This is a genomic window from Neopusillimonas maritima, from assembly GCF_003576595.1.
In the GTDB taxonomy this organism is placed as follows: Bacteria; Pseudomonadota; Gammaproteobacteria; order Burkholderiales; family Burkholderiaceae_B; genus Neopusillimonas; species Neopusillimonas maritima.
Window position 1 is genome coordinate 1 of record NZ_NQOU01000006.1, and the last position, 14,286, is coordinate 14,286.

The following is a 14,286-nucleotide window of genomic DNA, read 5'->3' on the forward strand; positions in this document are numbered from 1 at the left end:
GCGCCGATGATAGTGGATGTACATCTGTGAAAGTAGGTCATCGTCAGGCTCTTATACCAAAACGCCCCAACATCAAACATGTTGGGGCGTTTTACTTTGTAAGAACGAAAAAACAATAATTAAGCTAGAGAATAAATCATTTCCGAGCTGTATTTTACGAATTGCGCAAACGTGGGTGTAATAGTGGATTCGGCGCCAGACCAATTGGTAATGAAGCAGAAATTGACAGTGCGTGTTCCGGGAATAACCATTTGGCCTGCAATGGTAAAGCAGTTGAAATCGTTCCAGACAATACTTCCCCCCTTGCCATAACCCATAATGCCGTCGGGCATTAAGGAGGGAATGGCATTGGCCATGGCCGATATACGTTTGAACTCTTTCAAGGTGCTTTCATCTTTAAACAGCTTGCCGGAAAGAACGTAGTCGTACCACGCGCGCATTTCCTCCGCGGTGCTCATCATGGTTTGATCGGGATTAATAGGATCGCGAATGGGGCCGAATGACTCGCCTTTTTCCATGGCTTGCATGCCGTCCCAGCCCAAATCTTTGCCAGAAGGGGCGCCGTTCAGATATGAAAATAAAACACGGGTGGAGTCGGGTATTTGGGTGTGATGCAATCCCAGCTTTTTTATTAGTTCCCGCACCCGTGCCGGGCCAACTTGCTTGATGGCCATATCGGTCGACGTATTGTCACTGTGGGCGATCATCATTTCGAGCACGTTACGCGCGGGGATGGTGCCCTGCACGTCGACCAGTACATCGCCTCCGGGAGACCAGACTGCTGGGCCAACTTGAAGCCGCTCATTTTCGTCGAGTTTTCCAGTTTCCACATCCAGCAGATACTGTCCCAAAATATATGTTTTAACTGCGCTACCCACGAATAACGGCTTGGTGCCCAGATGATCGAATCTGTAGGTGCTGTCGGGGTCATGAACGGTGAGACTAACCGATGACTGTCCAGGGTTAATTTGTGCAAAACTTTCCAGGGCCTGGCGAAATTTATCATTGTTTTTTGGATTGCTTGTTGTATGTGCTTTGGCCGTCGTGGCGTGAAGAACAACCGGAGCTGACAGACTGCCTGCCAGAACTTTTAATGCGCTTCTGCGTTTCATAAAGGTCTCCTCTGAAAAGGTTAAGTGCTGCGTATACGCTTAAACGGCTTGTGATTCGTTCATTTTTTTCAGGAGTTGTCCGGTTTCGTAAATGGGTAAACCGACAACACCACTGTAGCTGCCGCTGATATGTTCTATGAACCACGACGCTTTACCCTGTATGCCATATGCACCGGCTTTGCCCCATGGTTCGTTGGTTCTGCAGTATGTTTCTATATCTTGCCGATCAAGATGAGCAAACCTCACGGCAGTAGTACTTAGAATATCGATGCGTTGTTCGTTGAACGCCAGCGTGACGGCGGTATAAACCTGATGGGTATGGCCGGAAAGTTGCGTGAGCATGCTTTTGGCTTCTTCGTATGTGCCCGGCTTACCCAGAATAATGTCATCCAGCGCAACCGTGGTGTCTGCAGTTAGAATGGGTAAGACAGGTAAAGATTGATGTTTTATCCAGGCTAGAGCGCGATCTGATTTTTCTGATGCCGTACGCATGACGTAATGCTTCGGGGATTCTCCTGCAAGACGCGGTTCGTCTTCGCCGGGCGGTGGCGGGACAATGAGGACACGGTGCTGTATACCCATTTGATTGAGTATTTCATGTCTCCTGGGGCTGGCCGAAGCAAGATAAATTTCACGTTCAGGCATATTATTCGGCGCATACAACGCGCAGTGTATTGGTTCCGCCGTCTTGATTCGTGTCGCCGCGGGTGATAATGGCCCATTCACCTTTATTCAACTGCCCGCTTTCAACCAACGCTTCAACAGCAGACGCGCTGACTTGTTCGCGATCCATGCTGCGCGTGTCGAAAGGTAGGGCGTATACGCCCCTGAACAGGGCAACGCGACGTTCTGTAGCAGGGTGCGATGTGTAACAGTAAATCGGTACGCCGGACCGAATGCGCGACATAATCAAAGGGGTATGACCACTTTCGGTGAGGCTTACAATGGCTTTAATCCCGTGAAAATGGTTGGCCGCATACATGGCCGATAATGCAATGGTTTCATCACAGCGAGTAAACGTCTCACCCAGCCGATGTTGGGATTTCGTTGTGCCGGGCTCTTGTTCAGCACCCAGGCAGACACGTGCCATGGCTTTCACGGCCTCAACCGGATAGCGTCCCGAGGCTGATTCCGCCGACAGCATGACAGCATCGGTGTAGTCGAGTACGGCATTGGCTACATCGGATACCTCCGCACGCGTGGGTAATGGGCTGCTTACCATTGACTCCATCATTTGCGTGGCGGTAATAACAAGTTTGTTGTAAGTGCGGGCGTGCAGAATAATCCTTTTCTGTATGCCCGCAAGACGGGCATCGCCCACTTCAACCCCCAGGTCGCCACGGGCCACCATAACACCGTCGCTGGCCATGATCAGTTCATCTAGTGCGTTGTCGTCGATCACCGCTTCAGCGCGTTCAATTTTTGCGATAATCCAGGCCTTACTGCCCGCCGCTTCCAGTAAATGCCGCGCCTCCTCAATATCGCTGCCCTGACGTGGAAACGATACGGCGACATAATCAAGCTCAAGCTCGGCAATAGTTTGAATATCGGCTTTGTCTTTGTCGGTAAGGCTGGGCGCCGAGATTCCGCCGCCCCGGCGATTAATGCCCTTATTGTTGGACAGCGGCCCGCCTTGAGTTACCGTAGTGTGTACGGCGTGGTCGTCGACTTGATTCACCTCAAGGACAACGCGGCCGTCGTCCAGCAGAAGTTCGTCACCAGGCTTGCAATCGTGAATCAGTGTGGGATAGTCGATACCGACAATTTTTTCATTGCCGTCCTCGAGCGGATGTTTGTTCGATAGGGTAAACGGCTGGCCGGCAACCAGTTCAATCTGCCCGTTGCTGAAGCGCGCAATACGAATTTTGGGGCCTTGAAGGTCACCCATGATTGCGACACATTTTTTATGTTGGGCCGCAAGGGCCCGAACGGTTTGCGCCCGTTCACGATGGTCGTCGGCGGTGCCGTGGGAAAAATTCAGCCGGGCTACGTCCATACCCGCCAAAATCAGTTTTTCAATGACTTCCGGGCTTGAGCTTGCAGGCCCCAGGGTGGCGACAATTTTCGTGCGGCGTTTTTGCATGAAGACAACCCCATAATGACTGATGTAAATCAGGCCCGGTGATACGGGTGGTTGGTGTTGATGGCCCAGGCGCGATACAGTTGCTCGGCCAACACTACCCTGACCATCGGGTGTGGCAACGTTAAAGAAGAGAGCCGCATAAGACTATCACAACGTTGTTTCAACTTCGGGTTCAGACCGTCGGGACCGCCGATAAGAAAAGCGACATCACGGCCGCTGCCGCGCCATTTTTCGAGTTCGACAGCAAGTTTGGCGGTTGTGATATCGCGCCCGTGCTCATCCAGTGCAATAGATAGTGCGTTAGTTGGCAGGGCGGCTTGAATACGGTCGGCTTCGGCTTGCATTAGTTGTGCCGGAGATTTTCCGCTCGTGCGCGACTCGGGTTTAATTTCTTTTAGCTCTAAACTGCAGTCGGGAGGAAGTCGCTTCGCGTAGTCATGCCAAGCATCGGTAACCCATTGTGGCATGCGTGTACCTACCGCAATCACCCAAAGCCTCATGTGTCAGGCAACTCATCGTCGTACACCGGGGTGCCGACCGGTGTGGATTGTGGCAGAAGTTTCACCCGCACGGGTTTGCCACCCCAAATTTCTTCCAGGTTATAGTAGCGTCGAATTTCCGGCTGCATGCAATGAACGACAATATCCCCTATGTCGAGCAGAACCCATTCTCCGGTGTCCTGCCCCTCATAGGCAACAATGGGAATTTTGTGCTCACGAGCCGCGTCGGCCACGCTGGCAGCCAAGGCGCGGGTTTGGCGGTTTGAGGTACCGGTTGCCAGTACTACGCGATCAAACATCGTGGTGATTTCTGTGGTGTTGAAGACTTTAATGTCTTGGGCCTTGACGTCTTCAAGGGCGTCAATGACAAGGCGTTGCAATTTCTGAATGTTCATGTAAAAAGGATCAGGATGCCCGCGCACGAATGCGGTTAGGCTTGGTAAAGGTGATGTTCCCGGATGTAGGCGAGAACGTTCTGGTCAAGCATGTCGTTAACCGATTGTCCGCCTGCAAGCAGATCACGAATTTCGGTTGCGGCAATAGGCATAGGTTCAAAAGGAAGCGAGATAAGCGGTTTTTTTAGCGTTTCAAGCATCTTGATCAGCGGCTCGGGAGGAACAGGCTCTGTTCCCGGACGATTGGCGACAACCAGATGGACGTACGCGAGAATATCTTCCCATCGATGCCAGGTACAAAAGTTCTGTAATTGGTCGGTTCCCAGGATCCAAAAATATTGGGCGGTTTTGGGCAAGCCTTCCAACGTATCGATTGTGTAGGTTTTGCCGCCGCGATCGACCTCAACCGTATTCAAGTTCAGGAACGGATACGATGCAATGGCCAGATCCAGCATTTTCATGCGGTGTCGGCGGCTTGCTTTCAAGGCTGGGCGTTGCCAGGGGTCGGCGGCGGGAATCAGTTGCACTTCGTCGAGCGCAAGATGCTTTCTGGCTGTTTCGGCCAGTGCAATGTGGGCGCGGTGTACAGGGTCAAAGCTACCGCCGAGAAGTCCGATTTTTTTTAAATCCATTCGCGTGGTGTTAAAAATTCTGCCAGTTTCGCTTCCGGAGTGCCGGGCTCGGGAGACCAGTTGTATCGCCATGTAGCCAACGGGGGCATCGATAGCAAAATAGATTCGGTCCTTCCCCCCGACTGTAAACCAAATAGGGTGCCGCGGTCGAATACCAGGTTAAATTCAACGTAACGACCGCGTCGATAAGCTTGAAAATCGCGTTCGTGTTCGCCGTACTCCATGTGTCGTCGTTTTTCGACAATGGGCATATAAGCATCCAGAAAGCAGTTTCCGACAGATTGAACGAGGGCAAAACTGTTTTCGAATCCATTTTCGCTCAGATCGTCGAAGAAAATACCGCCAATCCCGCGAGTTTCCTTTCGATGCTTCAGATAAAAATATTGGTCGCACCAGGTTTTGTAAGCGGGATATTTGTCGGGGCCGAAAGGCGCCAGCGCATTCGCGCAGATCTGATGAAAATGCCTGGCGTCTTCTTCAAAAGGGTAGTAGGGGGTGAGGTCGAGTCCGCCGCCGAACCAGAAAATGTCATCTTCGTTGCTGTTATCGGGTGCGCGCGCCACGAATACGCGCACGTTCATATGGGTAGTGGGGATATAGGGATTGCGTGGGTGCAATACCAGTGAAACACCCATGGCCTCCCAGGCACGCCCAGCCAGTTCGGGACGATGAGCGCTGGCCGACGGGGGCAAGGTTTTACCTTGCACATGACTGAACAATACCCCTGCGCGTTCCAGTAACTTGCCGTTCTCAACCAGCCGGGAGATGCCGCCGCCGCCTTCTTCACGCTTCCAATGGTCGGTTTGGAAAGTATCGCCGCCGGCGTCTTCCAGGCGCTTCACAATGCGTGATTGCAGGTCGAGAAAATAATTGTAAGCGGAGGAAATAGGTACAGCCATGTTGGATCCTGGTAACGTGTGGCGCTTACTGAGTATCGGTTGGCAGGGCGCGCCATCCGATATCAGTACGATACTGGCAGCCATCGAAATGGGTCTGCCGCACGGCCTGGTACGCGGCATCTTGCGCACGCTTAACGGATTCACCTAAAGCCGTGACGCACAATACGCGCCCACCCGCGGTTTTCAGCACACCCTCTTCCAGTTTGGTGCCTGCATGAAACACAACACATTCGTCGGTGTTTTCGGGTATGTCGGTAATGACGTCTCCTGTGCGGGGCGTTGCGGGGTAGTTGTGTGCGGCCATGACGACGCCCAGTGCTGTACGCCGGTCCCACTCCAGTTCAGCTTGTTCCAGCGTGCCGTTAACCGCATGCTCGAATACACTGGCCAGATCACTTTTTACCCTCATCATGATAGGTTGGGTTTCCGGGTCACCCATGCGGCAATTAAATTCCAGTACCTTAATGGTGCGATCATTGTCGGCTCCCGGGCCAATCATGAGGCCGGCATAAAGGAAGCCGGAGTAGGGTATGCCGTCTTTGGCCATGCCTTGCAGTGTGGGCTGAATAACTTCCCGCATGATCCGATTATGCAGGGCGGGGGTAATGATGGGCGCGGCGGAGTAGGCTCCCATGCCTCCGGTGTTTGGTCCTTTGTCGTGGTCTTTCAGGCGTTTGTGATCCTGGCTGGTTGCCATAGCCAGTACTTGCTGGTCGTCGCACATCACAATAAAGCTGGCTTCTTCACCTTCCAGGCATTCTTCGATAACAACACGGGCGCCGGCAGCACCGAATGTTCCATCGCCCAGCATTTGTTCGACGGCATCCAGCGCCTCGTTTTCGCTTGTGGCGACCACTACGCCTTTCCCTGCGGCCAAGCCGTCTGCTTTAACAACAATAGGCGCCCCTTGAGTTTTTATATACGTCTTGGCGGCCTCTGGGTCGGTGAAGGTTTGATAGGCTGCGGTGGGGATGTTGTGTCTGATCATGAATGCTTTTGCATAGTCTTTCGAGCTTTCAAGCTGAGCGGCCTGGCGGGTTGGGCCAAAAATTTTCAGCCCGGCTTTTCGAAAAGCGTCGACAATTCCGTCGGCGAGCGGCGCTTCCGGGCCCACCACCGTGTAGGCAATATTCTCTTTGCGAGCAAATTCAATAAGCGAGTCAACGTTGGTGTAGGGAAGGTTTTCAAGAAGCTCTGTCGTGGCGGTCCCGCCGTTTCCGGGAGCGACGAAAACTCGTTGTACACGAGGTGATTTTGACAAGCGCCAGGCGATCGCGTGTTCGCGGCCACCGCTACCAATAACAAGAAGTTTCATAACAAGGAGTCGAAAGTGAGTAAGCGGTAATAGGGGGAACAGCCTGTTGCATCAAGCGCTTGTTTCGTTGAACACAGCAGTGGTATAGACCTGCTGAACGTCATCCAGGCTTTCCAGGACGTCGATCATTTTTTGCATTTTTTCAGCATCGTCGCCTGTTAGCTCAACTTCGTTCAGTGGCTTCATAATAATTTCCTGCCATTCAGGCTCAAGACCGGCATCGTGAAACGCGTTCTTTACGGCGGCGTAATCACTGGGCTCGCAAATGACTTCGATCATGCCGTCGGCATCGGTTTCGATGTCTTCCGCGCCCGCTTCCAGCCCGATTTCCATGACTTTTTCTTCAGAAGTGCCGGGAGCAAACAGGAATTGTCCGCAATGTTTGAACATGAAGGTAACCGAGCCGTCCTGGCCCAAATTACCACCATGCTTTGATAGAGCATGGCGCACTTCTGCGACGGTACGCATGCGGTTATCGGTCATGCAGTCGACAATGACGGCGGCACCGTTTACCCCATAGCCTTCATAACGAATTTCTTCGTAGTTGGAGTCATCGCCCCCTCCTGCGCCTCGGGTGATGGCGCGCTGAATATTGTCTTTAGGCATGTTGGCGGCCGTGGCCTTGTCCCATGCAAGACGTAAACGCGGGTTGCTGTCGGGGTCGGCACCGCCCATTCTTGCGGCAACGGTGATTTCACGAATGATTTTGGTCCAGATTTTGCCCCGTTTGGCGTCTTGACGACCTTTCCGGTGCTGAATATTTGCCCATTTACTGTGTCCGGCCATATGCGTGATCTGTTTTCTATATAAAGTAAAGGTTGTAATTTTAACGCGTGCAGACAGGTACACCGAGATTAAACCTGCGCAACGCTTTAATATTGTGTAAGTTGCTTGATTGTGCTGCTTCCAGGAGCTTTTATGGCCACACCCATTCTTATCGCAAAAAACAACACAACTGAATTGCGGCTATTGCCCCAAATGGCTAACAGACATGGTTGTATCACAGGAGCGACCGGTACTGGAAAAACGGTGTCGTTACAGGTTTTGGCGCAGGCGTTTTCGCAAGCCGGCACGCCTGTTTTTGTGGCGGACATCAAAGGCGATTTAAGCGGTATTTCCCAGGCGGCCCAACCCAGCGAAAAGCTGCAAGCCCGATTGGATAAGCTGGGTCTTCCCACACCCGCCTGGTCTGGGTGCCCGGTGACGTTCTGGGATGTATTCGGCGAGAACGGACACCCTGTTCGCGCGACAGTGTCCGATATGGGGCCGTTGTTGCTGGCGCGAATGCTGGAGCTGAATGATACACAGGAAGGGGTGTTGAATCTTGTGTTTCGTGTGGCCGACGATGAAGGTCATCTGCTACTTGACTTGAAAGACTTGCGCGCTATGTTGCAAGACGTTGCCGACCGGGCCAAAACACTTCGTACCCAATATGGCAATGTGTCCTCTGCATCAATAGGTGCCATTCAACGCAGTTTGCTGCGTCTGGAGTCACAAGGCGCCGAGCAGTTTTTCGGAGAGCCGATGCTGGATATTCACGATTTGATTCGCACCAATGCCCAGGGGCAGGGCATGGTGAATATATTGGCGGCTGATCGTTTAATGCAGTCGCCGCGATTGTATGGAGTCTTTCTGTTGTGGCTGTTGGCGGAAATCTATGAAGCACTACCTGAGGTCGGTGACCTGGAGCAACCGAAGTTCGTTTTCTTTTTCGATGAAGCGCATTTGTTGTTTAGCGATGCACCCAAAGCGTTGGTAGAGAAGATCGAACAAGTGGCGCGGCTAATTCGTTCCAAAGCGGTTGGTGTTTATTTTGTGACGCAAAATCCTTTGGATATTCCCGATACGGTATTAGGGCAGTTGGGGCATCGTGTGCAACACGCTCTGCGTGCGTACACGCCAAGAGATCAAAAGGCGGTTCGTGCCGCCGCTCAAACCATGCGAGTTAATCCCAATCTGGACATTGAGGCGGCGATCACCGAGTTGGGTGTGGGGGAGGCGCTTGTTTCGCTGCTCGACGAAAAAGGGCGCCCGACAATCACGGAAAGAGCCTGGATGGTGGCGCCGGGTAGCCGGATTGGCCCGGCAACCGTACAGGAGCGTCAGGCAATTCGTAATGCGTCTCTGGTGGGTGGCAAGTATGAACGTGCCGTCGACCGAGAGTCTGCGTATGAGCGTCTGGCTCAGCGGGCTGAGGCGGAGCCAGGGCAGGTGGCTCAACACGGTACTGAAGCGGCATCGTCTGATGAGGGTGGGGTGATGGGGGCTGTAAGCGATTTTCTGTTTGGTAGTACAGGGCCTCGGGGCGGACGCCGTGACGGCGTGGTGCAATCGGTTGCCAAAAGTATGGCCCGGCGCGCCGCCACCCGCCTGTTAAGAGGCGTGTTGGGTTCATTAACAGGCGGGCGTTGAACGAGCGTTGCCGGGTACTGAGTTTGCCTCAGTCTTCTAGGTGATAACGACCTACGCGTTCGACCTCATTTTTGGACCCAAGGATAACGCCCACACGCTGGTGCAGCCCTTCGGGGTTAATGTCAAGAATACGTGTATCGCCGTCGGTGGCGGCGCCACCCGCCTGCTCCACCAGGAAACTCATTGGGTTGGCTTCGTACATTAAGCGTAACTTGCCTTTGCGACCCGAAGGGCGGGCATCGCGCGGGTACATGAAAATACCACCTCGTGTCATGATGCGGTGGACATCGGCGACCATTGAGGCAATCCAACGCATGTTGTAGTCTTTGCCCAGTGGCCCCGTGCTGCCGGCCAGACAATCGTTAATGTACAGTTTTACCGGCTCTTCCCAATGCCGCATATTCGACATATTAATGGCGAATTCCGACGTCTCTTCCGGAATAGTCATGTCTTCATGGGTAAGCACCCATGTTCCCATTTCCCGATCCAGCGTAAAGCCCACGACGCCCGTTCCGACGGTTAGAACCAGCATGCTTTGCGGCCCGTAAACGGCGTAGCCGGCCGCAACCTGTTTATTGCCGGGCTGAAGAAAGTCGCTTTCCTCTATGTCGCGGCCGGCGGCGTCGGCAGGTGCCTGCAATACCGAGAATATTGTTCCAATAGAAACGTTTACGTCGATATTGGAAGAACCATCCAGCGGATCAAAGAGCAAAAGATATTCGCCTTTAGGGTAGCGGTTAGGAATGCGGTGCAAGGTTTCCATTTCTTCGGAAGCCATGGCTGCCAGATGGCCGCCCCATTCATTCGCTTCCAGCAATATTTCATTCGACAGAACATCGAGTTTCTTTTGTACTTCACCCTGCACATTTTCACTGTCAAGACTTCCCAATACCCCGCCTAAAGCGCCTTTACCTACTGCGTGGGCAATGGCTTTGCAAGCCCGGGCAACCGTTTCAATTAATAAGCGCACTTCGGCCGAGACTGCTTGTTCCATGCGTTGTTGTTCGACCAGGTATTGAGTAAGCGTTTTACGTTTCATCTTTTAGGGCTCCTGCCTTTGGGTGGGGCAATGGGAAAATAGGGAATTAAAGCTCCAGCGCTTTATTAATAATTTCTGACACATTGCGGGAAAGCGTTGGATGGGCTTGAATTTTCTTAAGTGCGGTTTCAATGGCGTCTCGATACGCTGGTGCAAATCTGCGCCAGTTATCGAAGGCACGGGCCAGGCGCGCGGCAATCTCGGGATTAATCGCATCGAGTGCCAGCACCTGTTCGGCCCAAAATGCGTATCCGGCTTGACTGTGCACGCCTTTTAAGTTGTTCAGGCAAAATTGAAACAATAATGCGCGGGCACGGTTCGGGTTGCGCATTGTGAATGCGGGGTGCGTCATAAGTGACCGCACCGTGTCGACATCGGTAGAGGCGGCAGTCGCTTGTAGCGCAAACCAGCGATCAATAACCAGGGGGTTGTTTTCATAACGCGAATAAAAAGAGGCGAGCGCTTTTTGGATTGTTTGGACAGAGTCTTGGTGAACAATGGTACTTAAGCTTCCCATGCGCTCAGTCATGTTTGTTGCCCCTTCGTACTGCTTTACGGCCAGATCAAGATATTTCTGCGGCTGGCCTGTTACCAGGTAGCTGAGCGCGCAGTTTCTTAGCGCCCGTTGCCCAGCCTGGAGTGGGTTGGGGGCATAGCTTGATTTATTGAGCGTTTCACTGAGATTTTGATAGTGGCTTTGCCAAATGTCTTGCAACGCAATACCCAGCTCCGCCCGCAAGGCGTTGCGTGCAGCGACAATCGCTTGAGGGTCGGCCGGTTTGCACTTTTCAAGCAGAATGCGTTCCGATGGCAGTACAAGGGCTCGTGCAAGGTATGCAGCACTCAGCGTGTCATCGCTAGCCAGTGTTTGCCATGTTTCAACCAGCAAAGCCAGTTCAGGTGCGTTATTGGTTATGTTCTCAGAAACTTGCGCGAGCAGGTAACGCGTTGCCAGTTCCTGGCCGGCCTCCCATCGCGCGAAAGGGTCGGTATCAAAGCGTGCCAGTAAAGCCAACTCGTCATTCCGGTAATCGTATTCCACAATAACCGGTGCGGAAAAGTGACGCAGTAAAGAGGGAACGGGTCGGCCCGGTACGTTTTTAAACGTCCAGCTTTGAGTGTGTTCCGTGAGGTCTAAAACAAGGGTGTCGGTTGTGTCTGAACCGTTTTGCAGTGGAATGGGTGTGCCCTCGGGGCTGAGCAGCCCAAGCGCAAACGGAATATGTAACGGTGGTTTTTCAACCGGTGGGTTCCGGCGTTTTTCTACGCCAACAGGCTCGCAGCGTTGCGATAATGTAATGCTGCACGACTGGTTTGCTGCGTCGTGGTTAATGCTTACGTTAACGCGTGGCGTGCCCGCCTGTGAATACCAGCGTCGGAAAACGGACATGTCTTTGCCCGGATTGCGTGCGCGATACACAGTGTCCATGGCGTCGACGAAGTCGTCGCAGGTAACCGCCTGGCCGTCATGACGGCGAAAATACGTTTGCATGCCGGCCTGAAAACCTTCTTCCCCCAACAGCGTATGTTGCATGCGAATGACTTCCGCTCCTTTTTCATACACAGTGGCGGTGTAGAAATTACCAATTTCCTGGTAGCTTTCGGGCCGAATGGGGTGCGCCATAGGGCCGGCATCTTCAGGGAACTGAGCCGTTCGAAGGGCCACAACGTCGTCGATGCGTTTTACGGCGCGCGCGCTGACTGCTTCTTTTTCGGGAAGCGATGCCGCCATCATATCGGCTGAAAACTCCTGGTCACGAAAGACGGTTAAACCTTCTTTCAGAGAGAGTTGGAACCAATCGCGGCATGTAACGCGGTTACCCGTCCAGTTGTGGAAATATTCATGCCCAATAACACTTTCAATGGCCTCGTAACTGGCATCGGTAGCGGTATCGGGGTCGGCCAGCACGTAAGCCGAATTAAACACGTTAAGGCCTTTATTCTCCATAGCACCCATATTGAAGTCGCGTGCGGCCACAATCATAAAGCGATCAAGGTCGAGTGGCAGGCCAAATCGTTGTTCGTCCCACCTTACTGAACGTTCAAGGCATTGCAATGCCCACGCGGTTTTACCTAAATCACCTTTGTCGCAGTAGACCTGCAACAGCGCTTCACGACCTTCGGCCGTCTTAATGCGCGTTTCACGGCAATCAAAATCGCCTGCAACCAACGCAAACAAGTAGCATGGTTTGGGGTGTGGGTCTTCCCACACCGCTTCGTGGCGCCCGTTGGCAAGGTCCGTCTGCGAAATAAGATTGCCGTTGGACAAAAGCAGAGGATAGCGTTTGGCGTCGGCGCGCAGCGTGACCGTAAAACGCGACATGACATCGGGACGATCAGGAAACCACGTGATACGACGAAAACCTTCAGCTTCGCACTGCGTAAAAAGGCTTTTTCCTGAAACATAAAGGCCCATCAAGCTGGAGTTGTCTATCGGTTTGCAACGGTTTGTAATTTGCAGCGAGAATGACGTGCTTTCCGGGAACAGCGTCAGCGTCTCGGTGTCTAATCGATAATCATTTTCCGACAGAGGTGAACCGTTTACTTCAATGCTGATGAGTTCCAGATGTTCCCCATTCAGTATGAGGGGAACGGGTGTGGTTCCGGTGCGTTCAATATCAAGTGTTGAAACGACGGTGGTTACGTTTTCATCCAGCTCGAAACATAGTCGGGTGGATTTAACGCGATAAGCGTAGGGCTGATAGTCGTGTCGATAAATGGTGGGGGCAGTATCTGTACGCATAAATTTAATCGATGTATTGTATTAATCGGTTTATTGTAATGTTTGTTGTGTGCGGTGTTTTGGAGAAGCAAATGGGCGTTAATCGTTGGCCGATGTTAGGTCGTTTTTGTGCGGGGCTGCTGGCATTGTTGATGTTAGCTGGATGCGCCTCGTCAATTTCCGCACGTGTGACAACCTACGAAAAATGGCCGGAGGATGCGCCAGGCCAAAAATATACAGTAGCGCCGATGGCCGGCCAGGACAGTAATCTTGAGTATCAGTCTTTCGCAGACATGATTCGAGCTTCGATTGGCCGCACCGGGTTGGTAGAGGCCGGCAACCCCTCTGAGGCACGTTTTGTTGTTTCGTTCAGCTACGATAATCCAATGAGCCAGAGTTGGGTGCAGCAATTTGCCGAACCCTACTTTCCGGGCCCGTTTTTTGGGCCGTGGGCAGGTTATTACGGGGGGCCGTATGGCTTTGGCGGCGGCATGTTTTATTCGCCACCGGTTATTAATACGCCGGTGACGACATTTAAAAACAGCCTGACGGTCATTATTAAAGATAACGAGCTCGACGGCGCAGAGGTATATAGATCAACTGCAGTAGTAATAACCGAAAGTGATAACCTGCCGGCCGTTATGCCTTATTTAACCAATGCGATATTCGATGGCTTTCCGGCGAATAATGGCAGTGTGCGCGATATAAGCTATACCATCGATTAATTTATTGGTTGTTTGGCTTAATTAAAAAGGTATCGCGCGAATGGCCTTGTGATTCGGCATTGGAAATCCAACGGGGCGCTTTGCCTCGCCCGGTCCAGGTGGCGCCGGTTTCAGGGTGGCGATATTTCGGCGGCACGACGCCGCGTGATTTACCATTGCTGACATTGGGCGCGCGTTTGCCGGTTTCTTTTGTTTTTGAGAAAGCTTTCGTAATGTCGTCGGGCGTGATGTCGTATTCACGCATTTTCCGGACGATATCTTTAATGACGGGAGTGCGTTGTTTTGCCTTTAGCGCTTCCGCCTGTTTTTTCAGTTTCTGAATTTCTTTTTCTATTTTCTGTTGTAGCGAAGCATAAGATTCACGAGTCATTAATTTTGCCTTGTGGTAATAATTATTAATTCACTAAAAAAACATGGAAAATTTTAACTTATTATTTGTTTGTTAATAAATA

The 14,286-nt window shown here is 52.3% G+C and carries 14 protein-coding genes; 2 read left to right on the forward strand and 12 right to left on the reverse strand.

Annotated features, from left to right (window positions below):
- Positions 1-119 precede the first annotated feature (119 nt).
- The 9 genes from CJO09_RS13105 to CJO09_RS13145 are packed head-to-tail and all read right to left on the reverse strand — an operon-like array spanning position 120 to position 7,722.
- A complete protein-coding gene (locus CJO09_RS13105; protein WP_119442757.1) occupies positions 120-1,112 on the reverse strand; it encodes a serine hydrolase in 993 nt (330 codons plus the stop codon).
- A 39-nt stretch (positions 1,113-1,151) separates the two neighbouring features.
- The gene (locus CJO09_RS13110) at positions 1,152-1,757 is read right to left on the reverse strand and encodes a Maf family protein (RefSeq protein ID WP_119442758.1); all 606 of its coding nucleotides are present in this window, start codon (positions 1,755-1,757) and stop codon (positions 1,152-1,154) included.
- Position 1,758: 1 nt separating this feature from the next.
- Positions 1,759-3,195, reverse strand: a complete 1,437-nt coding sequence (gene pyk / locus CJO09_RS13115) for a pyruvate kinase (protein ID WP_119442759.1) — start codon at positions 3,193-3,195, stop codon at positions 1,759-1,761.
- A 29-nt stretch (positions 3,196-3,224) separates the two neighbouring features.
- On the reverse strand, positions 3,225-3,695 hold the full coding sequence (gene rlmH / locus CJO09_RS13120) for a 23S rRNA (pseudouridine(1915)-N(3))-methyltransferase RlmH (RefSeq protein ID WP_119442760.1): 471 nt from the start codon (positions 3,693-3,695) through the stop codon (positions 3,225-3,227).
- A complete protein-coding gene (gene rsfS, locus CJO09_RS13125) occupies positions 3,692-4,090 on the reverse strand; it encodes a ribosome silencing factor (protein ID WP_119442761.1) in 399 nt (132 codons plus the stop codon). The genes rlmH and rsfS overlap by 4 nt, the downstream gene beginning before the upstream one ends.
- A 35-nt stretch (positions 4,091-4,125) precedes the next feature.
- Positions 4,126-4,722, reverse strand: coding sequence for a nicotinate (nicotinamide) nucleotide adenylyltransferase (gene nadD, locus CJO09_RS13130; protein ID WP_119442762.1), 597 nt, complete (start codon positions 4,720-4,722; stop codon positions 4,126-4,128).
- Positions 4,713-5,621, reverse strand: a complete 909-nt coding sequence (gene hemF / locus CJO09_RS13135) for an oxygen-dependent coproporphyrinogen oxidase (protein WP_119442763.1) — start codon at positions 5,619-5,621, stop codon at positions 4,713-4,715. Before hemF ends, nadD begins: the two co-directional genes overlap by 10 nt.
- A gap of 25 nt (positions 5,622-5,646) precedes the next feature.
- A complete protein-coding gene (gene purD, locus CJO09_RS13140; protein WP_119442764.1) occupies positions 5,647-6,936 on the reverse strand; it encodes a phosphoribosylamine--glycine ligase in 1,290 nt (429 codons plus the stop codon).
- A 51-nt stretch (positions 6,937-6,987) separates the two neighbouring features.
- Entirely contained in the window at positions 6,988-7,722 is a 735-nt protein-coding gene (locus CJO09_RS13145; RefSeq protein ID WP_114420934.1) for a YebC/PmpR family DNA-binding transcriptional regulator, read from the reverse strand.
- Positions 7,723-7,854: 132 nt separating this feature from the next.
- On the opposite strand from CJO09_RS13145, the gene CJO09_RS13150 reads away from it, so the two are divergent.
- Entirely contained in the window at positions 7,855-9,348 is a 1,494-nt protein-coding gene (locus CJO09_RS13150) for a helicase HerA-like C-terminal domain-containing protein (RefSeq protein WP_119442765.1), read from the forward strand.
- A gap of 28 nt (positions 9,349-9,376) precedes the next feature.
- Here the strand turns inward: CJO09_RS13150 and CJO09_RS13155 are convergent, their stop codons facing one another.
- Both CJO09_RS13155 and pepN read right to left on the reverse strand, forming a co-directional pair.
- Positions 9,377-10,387, reverse strand: coding sequence for a class 1 fructose-bisphosphatase (locus tag CJO09_RS13155; RefSeq protein ID WP_119442766.1), 1,011 nt, complete (start codon positions 10,385-10,387; stop codon positions 9,377-9,379).
- Between the two features lie 46 nt (positions 10,388-10,433).
- Positions 10,434-13,130 carry an aminopeptidase N gene (gene pepN / locus CJO09_RS13160; protein WP_119442767.1) on the reverse strand — a complete coding sequence of 899 codons (2,697 nt, stop codon included), beginning with the start codon at positions 13,128-13,130 and terminating at the stop codon, positions 10,434-10,436.
- A gap of 71 nt (positions 13,131-13,201) precedes the next feature.
- Between pepN and CJO09_RS13165 the strand changes: the two genes are divergently transcribed.
- A complete protein-coding gene (locus CJO09_RS13165; protein WP_119442887.1) occupies positions 13,202-13,834 on the forward strand; it encodes a DUF4136 domain-containing protein in 633 nt (210 codons plus the stop codon).
- A 1-nt stretch (position 13,835) separates the two neighbouring features.
- Here CJO09_RS13165 and CJO09_RS13170 read toward each other — a convergent pair whose 3' ends face one another.
- Entirely contained in the window at positions 13,836-14,204 is a 369-nt protein-coding gene (locus CJO09_RS13170) for an H-NS histone family protein (protein ID WP_119442768.1), read from the reverse strand.
- Positions 14,205-14,286 lie beyond the last annotated feature (82 nt).

Coding starts and splice junctions, on each gene's coding strand:
- CJO09_RS13155 (WP_119442766.1), bottom strand. CDS start 10,387: ATGAAACGTAAAACGCTTACTCAATACCTGGTCGAACAACAACGCATG.
- nadD (WP_119442762.1), bottom strand. CDS start 4,722: ATGGATTTAAAAAAAATCGGACTTCTCGGCGGTAGCTTTGACCCTGTA.
- pyk (WP_119442759.1), bottom strand. CDS start 3,195: ATGCAAAAACGCCGCACGAAAATTGTCGCCACCCTGGGGCCTGCAAGC.
- CJO09_RS13105 (WP_119442757.1), bottom strand. CDS start 1,112: ATGAAACGCAGAAGCGCATTAAAAGTTCTGGCAGGCAGTCTGTCAGCT.
- CJO09_RS13110 (WP_119442758.1), bottom strand. CDS start 1,757: ATGCCTGAACGTGAAATTTATCTTGCTTCGGCCAGCCCCAGGAGACAT.
- CJO09_RS13145 (WP_114420934.1), bottom strand. CDS start 7,722: ATGGCCGGACACAGTAAATGGGCAAATATTCAGCACCGGAAAGGTCGT.
- purD (WP_119442764.1), bottom strand. CDS start 6,936: ATGAAACTTCTTGTTATTGGTAGCGGTGGCCGCGAACACGCGATCGCC.
- CJO09_RS13150 (WP_119442765.1), top strand. CDS start 7,855: ATGGCCACACCCATTCTTATCGCAAAAAACAACACAACTGAATTGCGG.
- CJO09_RS13170 (WP_119442768.1), bottom strand. CDS start 14,204: ATGACTCGTGAATCTTATGCTTCGCTACAACAGAAAATAGAAAAAGAA.
- hemF (WP_119442763.1), bottom strand. CDS start 5,621: ATGGCTGTACCTATTTCCTCCGCTTACAATTATTTTCTCGACCTGCAA.
- CJO09_RS13165 (WP_119442887.1), top strand. CDS start 13,202: ATGGGCGTTAATCGTTGGCCGATGTTAGGTCGTTTTTGTGCGGGGCTG.
- rlmH (WP_119442760.1), bottom strand. CDS start 3,695: ATGAGGCTTTGGGTGATTGCGGTAGGTACACGCATGCCACAATGGGTT.
- rsfS (WP_119442761.1), bottom strand. CDS start 4,090: ATGAACATTCAGAAATTGCAACGCCTTGTCATTGACGCCCTTGAAGAC.
- pepN (WP_119442767.1), bottom strand. CDS start 13,130: ATGCGTACAGATACTGCCCCCACCATTTATCGACACGACTATCAGCCC.